This window comes from Acetatifactor sp. (genome assembly GCF_982438285.1).
On the sequence record NZ_CEWDFQ010000126.1, the window covers coordinates 1 to 8,164 of the forward strand.

An 8,164-nucleotide genomic window follows, 5' to 3' on the forward strand; every position below is an offset into this window, starting at 1 on the left:
GTTTATTTTAACGAACACCGCCTCGCTGCTCTGGATGAAGTGCTGAACGATCAGGGGCGTACTATCGAAGGTGTACTGCGAAAATGTTTTGAGGAAACCTATGCGTCTCTCGTCCCGGAAGAAAAGCGTGAGGAAATCGAAGCACTGATCCGTCAGGAAGAAGCACAGGCACAGCGTGAGGCTGAAGCCGCCAGACGGTTTGCGGTGATCCATTTCCATGAGGACGGAGATGATTTTCATTTCACTTCCGATCTGCGAAATACGTTTTACAGCGCTGTCTATCGCTACCGGAACTTCCTGCAGGAGGATGTGGGGAAACTCACGCTGGATAGTCTGGCGGTTGCCTTCGGAGAGCATCAGCCCATCGATGACCTGACCTTCTCGATCCTATGTGATGCCATGGAGCATGATGAACGCATCACCGCTCTCCTGGAATTTGATTTTGATTCCGGCATCATCAGCGTGAAAGAGCAAGCTGATCCGGAGTGGCGCAGCTATCGGTTGAAAGATGTATCCACAGCGATCTACCGGGCAGAAAGGAGAAATGGCCTTTCCCTACAGACCAGAGAGCAGATCTTTGAAGATGCGCTCCATGGCCAAGAGATCCAGCAGAAGGAGACAGAAGAAACAACGCCACAGATCCAGGGAATGTGATGCAAGAAAGAACGCCCCGGTGAGCCGCCTGTCGGCCCCGTGTTGCGGTTTTGTGGGCGAGGTCGAGGAAGTATCCCTCCCTGCCGGTTTGCGAGGCGTTTGCGGCCCGTGCGAAGGCGGGCTCCGCCCATGGAAAAGCAACGGTTCCCCGTGCGGATACAGGGTCGAAAATCAAGCAGGAGAAAGGGACGGTGCCGTGGATCGGCCCCGCCCCAGCTCACTGCGTCCGGCAGAGCCGGCCGCTTCAAGGCATTCCGCCGCTTCTGAAAGAAATGGCATTACGGTGCCGGATTTGGAGCAAAAGGTTCCTGGACAGGTGCTTCAACTCCCGCAAGGCCCAGAAGTTTCAACGAATGATGCGGTGCTTTGGTAGGTTCCTATAAATAAGAAGGAGGATTTCAGACATGCAGGCTACAGAAGTAGAAAAGAAAGAAATCAAACGCCGCTTCCAGCTCTGGATCAGACCGTCCACCCTGGAGCTGGCGGACGCTCTCTATGAAAAAGACAACTGCGACAGCAGGAGTGAATTCATCGAAAAAGCTGTCATTTTTTATGCGGGATATCTTTCCACAGAGGACAACAAAACCTATCTCCCCAATATCGTTACCTCCACACTGAAAAGCATTGTGGCGGAGAGTGATCATCGGCAGAACCGGATGATTTTTAAGCTGGCCGTGGAGATGGCTGTCATGATGAATGTGGTCGCAGCGAATAACAATATCGATCCAGTGTCACTGGAACGCTTGCGGGGAGAATGTGTTAAGGAGGTCAAAAGGCTGAATGGCTCCTTCTCTTTTGATGATGCGGTGAGCTGGCAGAAAGGATGGGAAGACAATGAATGATAAGAAAATCTATGAAATACTCAAACAGATTCAAAACAGTTTGCTTGAAATGGATGAATGTATCGGACAGCTCATAGCTCAGATTCAAAATGAGGAATCTACGCAAGGCAGCTATGTGATGGAACGGTCACTTTCTGTTATGCCTGCTTATTTCAAAGGCAAAAAACCTCTCGCAATCCTTTATCCGAATGGTACGGAAGTAGAAGTCCACACATGGAAACAAGTGGCCTCTCAGCTCATGCGTGGTTGTGCGGAGGATGAACTCATGGCGGCAAGGCTGGAGGATCTCAGTGGTAAAGTCTTTGGCCGAGATAGAATTATCCTTGGAAAAACGGAAGAAGGAATGGATGTGCCTTTGAAGATCCAGGATGACATCTATCTGGAGACAAAGTTTGATACCGAGTCTCTGCTCAAAGTGATCACCAATAGAATCTTTGATCCTATTGGGTATGATTACAGCGGTATTCGCTTGAAGGTTATTGATCCGGCGATGCAGAATTGGCTGGAACAACCAAAAAATGAAGAAACGTTGACAGAGGAACCAGATGCAGATGAAGTTGAGGACACAGGATTTTCTCAGATGATGTAATCGGCGATACGCTAAAATGGAAGGAGGGTTCCCATGGCTCGTCTGGTTACAAAGTTCAAGTACCTGAAACCAGATCAGGAAAAGCCCATCGGCGGGTATGTCACTTATATCGCCACCCGTGAAGGTGTGGAGAAGATCGATGAGTCTTTCAAGCTGGCTCCGGCAACAGTGAAACAACAAAAGCTCATTGAAAAGATCCTGCGGGATTTTCCGGATAGCGCCACGATGCTGGAATACGAGGACTACCAGAGAGAAAAGACCGTGGGAGCTGCCTCTGAATTCATCACCCGTGCCATTGAGGATAATGCCCAAGAGATCCTGAACCAGAAAACCTATGCCGACTACATCGGCACCCGGCCCGGTGCGGAACGGTTCGGCAGCCATGGGCTGTTCACGGATGATGGTGTCCAGGTAAAGCTGAAAGAGGTATCCCAGGAGCTGAACGCTCATCAGGGAAATGTGTGGACGCTCATTGTTTCTCTGCGCCGGGAGGATGCGGAGCGCCTCGGTTTCAATACCGGCGTCCGGTGGAGGAATATGCTCCGGACGCAGACACAGGCTCTGGCCGACAGCCTGAAGATCCCCATGGATCATCTGAAATGGTACGCTGCCTTTCACAATGAGAGCCATCATCCCCACATCCATCTGCTGGCGTACTCTACTGTAGAGAAGGAAGGGTTCCTTACCAAACAGGGTGTGTCAAAGATGCGCTCTTCCCTGGCCAAAGATATCTTTGAGCAGGATCTGCTCTGCATTTATGAAAAGCAGACGGTTCAAAGAGATGAACTGCGCCTGCACAGTAAGGAGCTGATCGCAGAGATTGTCTCCCGCATCAATGCCGGAACCTATGACAATCCTAAGGTGGAAGAACTGCTCCTGCGTTTGGCTGACCGGCTTTCTAAAACTAAAGGGAAAAAGGTCTATGGCTACCTGAAAGCGGATGTGAAAGCATTGGTGGATGCCATCGTGGATGAGTTGGCTGCAGATGAAAAGATCGCTGCTCTTTATAATCTGTGGTACGAGCAGAAAGAAGAAGCGCTCCAGGTCTATACAGAAGCACTTCCACAGCGAGTGCAACTCTCGCAAAATAAAGAATTTAAGCCGATCAAGAATGCAGTGATCCAGGAGGCCCTGGGCCTTCATGCTGATCGGCAGGATGTGGAGGAACCGGCCCAGGTCGATGCTCCCGATCCGGAAATGCCAGAAACTCTGGAATCAGATTCTCAGGCAGGCGATCCCATAGAGCCAGATCCGCCTCCCGGCTTTCGTTCTTACTCTGGCGGCTGGGGCTGGAAGAAGGATACTTGGTGGACGAATGAATATAAAGCGGCCCGTGCCTTCCTCTATGGCACCAAGACATCCAAACCGGATTTTGAACAGGCCCTGGTCGGTCTGAAGGAAGAAGCTCTGCGTGGCAACGGTTTTGCTATGCATGATCTTGGCAAAATGGTTCTGGCCGGTCTTGGATGTAAGAAGGATGAAGAACAGGCACAAGAATGGTTTCGGAAAGCCTTCTCTGCTTTCTGCGCCAGAGAGCCAAAGGAGGAAAAGCCAGGGTATCTCCGATACCGGATCGGCAAGATGTACGCCTTCGGCTATGGTGTGGATCAGGACTATCGGAAAGCCGCCGGGTGGTATGAGAAATCGGTTGCGGAGAGGAATCCCTTTGCCGCCTATGCTCTGGGAAGTCTTTATCACCGAGGCCAAGGCGTGGATCAGGATGAAGAAAAAGCGTTTGATCTGTTTACCATGGCGGCCGCAGACGAGGATAAGCCGAATGCCTACGATCAGTATGAGCTGGGCCGGATGTGCCGGAATGGGATTGGCACTGCGCCGGATCAGGCGGCATCGGAGCAATGGTACAAGCAAGCGTATCAGGGATTCCTGAAGATCGAGCAAGATATGGCGGATGACAAGCTGTACTACCGTTTGGGCCAGATGAACCTTACCGGCACAGGAACAAAGAAAGATCCGGAGCAGGCCAGAATGTACTTTGAAAAGGCGGCGGAGCTTGGCAATGCCGATGCCATGTATGGCCTGGGAAAACTGTATTTGAGCAGAGATTTCTCTGGCCGGGATGTGAAAAAAGCAATCGACTATCTCATGGCTGCAGCGGGGAAAGGCCATGATTATGCCATGTACACTCTCGGCAAGTTGTTCCTGGAAGGAAAAGAGATCCCTAAGAATCCGGAGTACGCTCTGCGCTGGCTGGAAGAAGCCGTGGAGAAAGAGAATCCCTATGCGGAATACCTCTTGGGGAAAACATTGCTTCAAGGTGTGGATCTTCCCCAGGACATTCACCGTGCGGTTTCCCTTCTGGAAAAAGCAGCGGCACGCAGCAACCCTTATGCGGCGTATGCCTTGGGAAAAGCACTGCTGGAAGGAATCGTTCTTCTGCAGAATCTTCCAAGAGCCATGGAGCTGCTTACTTTCTCTGCGGATCAAGGATTCTCCGCAGCGCAGTATCTGCTGGGGAAGGTCTTCTCCAGTGGAGAGCTGCTCCCGAAGGACATCCCCAAGGCCATCCTCTATCTGACGATAGCCGCTGAGCAGGATCATGAGTACGCACAATATCTTCTCGGAAAACTCTATCTGGCCGATGAAGGTATCCCCAAGGATGCGAAAGCGGCGCTATATTGGTTTACCAGGGTAGCGGATCAGGGAAACGCCTTCGCTCAGTATCAACTCGGCAAGCTGTTTCTTTATGGCCGGGAGGTGGAACAGGACATGGAAAAAGCCATTTCCTATCTGACCGCCTCTGCCGATCAGGGAAATGTCTATGCTGCCCAGCTTCTCCAAAGCGTCCACAGCAACCGGAATTGGTCGGCGGCTCTGGGCAGCCTGCGGCTGTTGCAGCATTTGGCCCGGATCATCCAGAACCGGATCGAGGACGAGCGCAAAGGCGGTAAGGGAGGGATAGACCGAAAGCTGAAGCGCAAGATCGATGAAAAGAAACAGGCCCATGGTTTGAAACAGGGCTGAGGAAGGAGGTTTCATGGCTACAACCTATATTCACTTTACAGAAGAACAAAAAGATCAGGCTCGCCGCACGGATCTGCGGTCTTTCCTTCTCGGACAAGGTGAGAAGGTGGAACGATCCGGATCGGAATACAAATGGAACCATGGCGGAGAAAAAATCACGATCCGGGGGAATCTCTGGTTCAATCAATACAATCCGGAAGGCGGCGATGCGATTGCCTTTGCCAGAGCGTTTTATGGCCTCGACTTCCCGGAGGCCGTGAAGTTTCTCCTGGAGCAGCAAGGCGTTGTTGTCCTCCCACAAAAGGACGCACCAGCCAAGGAGAAAAAGCCCTTTGCCCTTCCAGAAAAGAATGAGGATATGCGGAGGGTTTATGCGTATCTTCTGAAAGCTCGGTTTCTGGATCGGGAGGTTGTGAATACCTTTGTCCGGGCTGGCCTGCTCTATGAAGATGCGGAGTATCACAATGCGGTCTTTGTGGGTGTGGACGAAAATGGGATTGCCCGTCATGCCCATAAGCGAGGCACCTATTCGGACAGCGGATTCAAGGGCAACGTGGACAGCAGCAATCCCGATTACAGCTTTCACTACATCGGGAAAAGCAACCGACTGTATGTGTTTGAGGCCCCGATTGATATGCTGTCCTATATTTCTCTGCATAAGGAGAACTGGCAGGAACACAGCTATGTGGCTCTCTGTTCCACAGCCACTTATGGAGCCACCCATATCCTGAAAATGAATCCGCAGATCGATACCGTGGTCACCTGCCTCGACCATGACAGCGCAGGCATTGAGGGAAACTATCGTCTGAAGGAAGAAATCCTGCGGCTTGGAACCTATACGGTCAGGGCGGAACAGCCCAGGTTTAAGGACTGGAATGAGGGCCTCAAAAGCGCCCATGGCTTGGAGGCGATCCCAGGAACCGAGCATCCGGGCATGGTTCGGATGAAAACGCTCTGCCAGGAGCTGGCCATCTCCTTTGCCGGTGACCGATGTCCCAAGTATCCGTTGGATGCGTTGCGGGAGCAATACCAAAAACTGAGGCAGCTCTCCCTGGAGCAGCCCAGGGATATCATCATGCAATCCTCTGAAATGGCGGGGATTGCTTTTTTATTGGGCCAGAAACAATTTGCCTCACTGGAGAAGTCCTACACCGTACAGCAATATGAGAAGATCCTGCTCCGTCTCTATGCGCCTCATCATGATAAGGTCGGCTACAAAGCCCGCATCGCTGAGATCGGGGAGCGCCTGGAGGCAATCGGTCAGGTTTTTCAGAAAAATGAGATTCTGCCGAAATCGGCACAGATGGAACAGATCAAGAATACGCTCTCCCTGGCAGTGGACTGCCTGCGGCTGGAGACTTACGTGGAGCGTGAGAAAATGGAAATGCAAAGGAGGGAATCATCATGCCAAACCGAATCCTCATCAATGGCAATGCAGCAATAAAAATCTGAATGAAAAGGAGTGATGAAGAAACCTGGAAAGCGTGTTGTCCTATGGATAATATTGCAACTTTAATTCTTGTAGCTGTGGTAATGCTTGGCGTCCTGGGCGGCGTCTCGTTGATTGCCCACATGTACACCCTCAACATCAAGAGCAAGACCGTTGGCAATGGCCAGCATGGTACTGCGAGGTGGGCCACAAAAGCGGAGATCCGGAAAACCTATAGGCACATCCCCTTTGAGCCGGAGCTGTGGCGGCAAGGCAAACATCTACCAAAAGATCAGGGAATTGTAGTGGGATGTACCAACTCCAAGGGCGGAACCACAGCCCTCATCGATACCGGCGATGTCCATGCCCTGATGATCGGTGCCGCCGGTGTCGGCAAAACTGCCTATTGGCTCTATCCCTGTATCGAATACGCCTGTGCCTCTGGTATGAGCTTTCTCTCAACCGACACCAAGGGCGATGTCATGCGAAACTATGGAACCATCGCCAAAGAGCATTATGGGTATCAGGTATCGGTAATTGATCTGAGAAATCCCACCCGGAGTAATGGCAACAATCTGCTCCATCTGGTAAACAAGTATATGGATCTGTATAAGGAAAATCCGAAGGAGCTGGTCTACAAAGCCCGCTGTGAGAAGTATGCCAAGATCATCAGTAAGACCATTATCCTCTCCGGAATGGATGCGGCCAGCTTTGGACAGAACGCCTATTTCTATGATGCGGCGGAAGGTCTGCTGACTGCGACCATCCTATTGGTCGCTGAGTTTTGTGAACCGGAGAAGCGTCACATCGTCTCTGTGTTCAAGATCATTCAGGAGCTGCTGGCTCCCTCGCAGAAAAAAGGAAAAAATCAGTTTCAGCAGCTCATGGAGCTTCTGCCGGATGACCACAAAGCCAAATGGTTTGCCGGAGCCGCTCTGAATACAGCTGAACAATCCATGGCCAGCGTCATGAGTACCGCTCTATCCAGATTGAATGCTTTTCTGGATTCCGAACTGGAACAGCTCCTATGCTTTGATACGGAGATTGATGCGGAAAAGTTCTGCCGGGAGAAGTGCGCTATCTTCCTGATCATGCCGGAGGAAAATCCCAATACCTTCTTCATGATCTCCTTGATCATCCAGCAGCTCTACCGGGAGATCCTGGCCGTGGCGGACGAGATGGGCGGAAAACTGAAAAATCGTTGTGTGTTTTACTGTGATGAATTCGGCACCCTTCCGAAAATTGAGAGCGCCGAGATGATGTTCTCAGCCTCTCGTTCTCGACGCCTTCAGATCGTGCCGGTGATCCAATCCTTTGCTCAGCTTGAAAAGAACTATGGCAAAGAAGGGGCGGAGATTATCGTGGATAATACCCAGCTTACCATCTTCGGCGGCTTTGCGCCTAATAGTTCCTCGGCGGAGGTGCTATCCAAGGCTCTGGGGAGCCGGACGGTCATGTCCGGATCGGTCAGCCGGGGGAAGAACGATCCGTCCCAATCCCTACAGATGATGGAACGGGCGCTCATGACACCGGATGAACTCAAGAGCATGCCAAAAGGTCAGTTTATTGTGATGAAGACCGGCTTCTATCCCATGAAGGTCAAGCTGAAGCTCTTCTTCAAATGGGGCATCCAGTTTGAAGAAGAATATGCTGTGGAGGAAAAGGGCA

6 protein-coding genes are annotated in these 8,164 nt (G+C 51.4%); all 6 read left to right on the top strand.

Going from position 1 to position 8,164, the window contains the following annotated elements:
- Positions 1 to 654 (top strand): hypothetical protein (locus AC1WIP_RS07860; RefSeq protein WP_481141330.1); only part of this gene is annotated, 654 nt, incomplete at its 5' end.
- A 404-nt stretch (positions 655 to 1,058) separates the two neighbouring features.
- Positions 1,059 to 1,496, top strand: coding sequence for a hypothetical protein (locus AC1WIP_RS07865; protein ID WP_481141331.1), 438 nt, complete (start codon positions 1,059 to 1,061; stop codon positions 1,494 to 1,496).
- Positions 1,489 to 2,085: a hypothetical protein gene (locus tag AC1WIP_RS07870; protein ID WP_481141332.1), complete on the top strand. Its 597-nt coding sequence runs from the start codon at positions 1,489 to 1,491 to the stop codon at positions 2,083 to 2,085. The genes AC1WIP_RS07865 and AC1WIP_RS07870 overlap by 8 nt, the downstream gene beginning before the upstream one ends.
- 33 nt (positions 2,086 to 2,118) lie before the next feature.
- A complete protein-coding gene (mobP3, locus tag AC1WIP_RS07875; protein ID WP_481141333.1) occupies positions 2,119 to 5,067 on the top strand; it encodes a MobP3 family relaxase in 2,949 nt (982 codons plus the stop codon).
- Between the two features lie 13 nt (positions 5,068 to 5,080).
- Positions 5,081 to 6,511: a DUF3991 and toprim domain-containing protein gene (locus AC1WIP_RS07880; RefSeq protein ID WP_481141334.1), complete on the top strand. Its 1,431-nt coding sequence runs from the start codon at positions 5,081 to 5,083 to the stop codon at positions 6,509 to 6,511.
- 50 nt (positions 6,512 to 6,561) lie between these two features.
- Positions 6,562 to 8,164: type IV secretory system conjugative DNA transfer family protein (locus AC1WIP_RS07885; RefSeq protein WP_481141335.1), on the top strand; the 1,603-nt coding region annotated here is incomplete at its 3' end.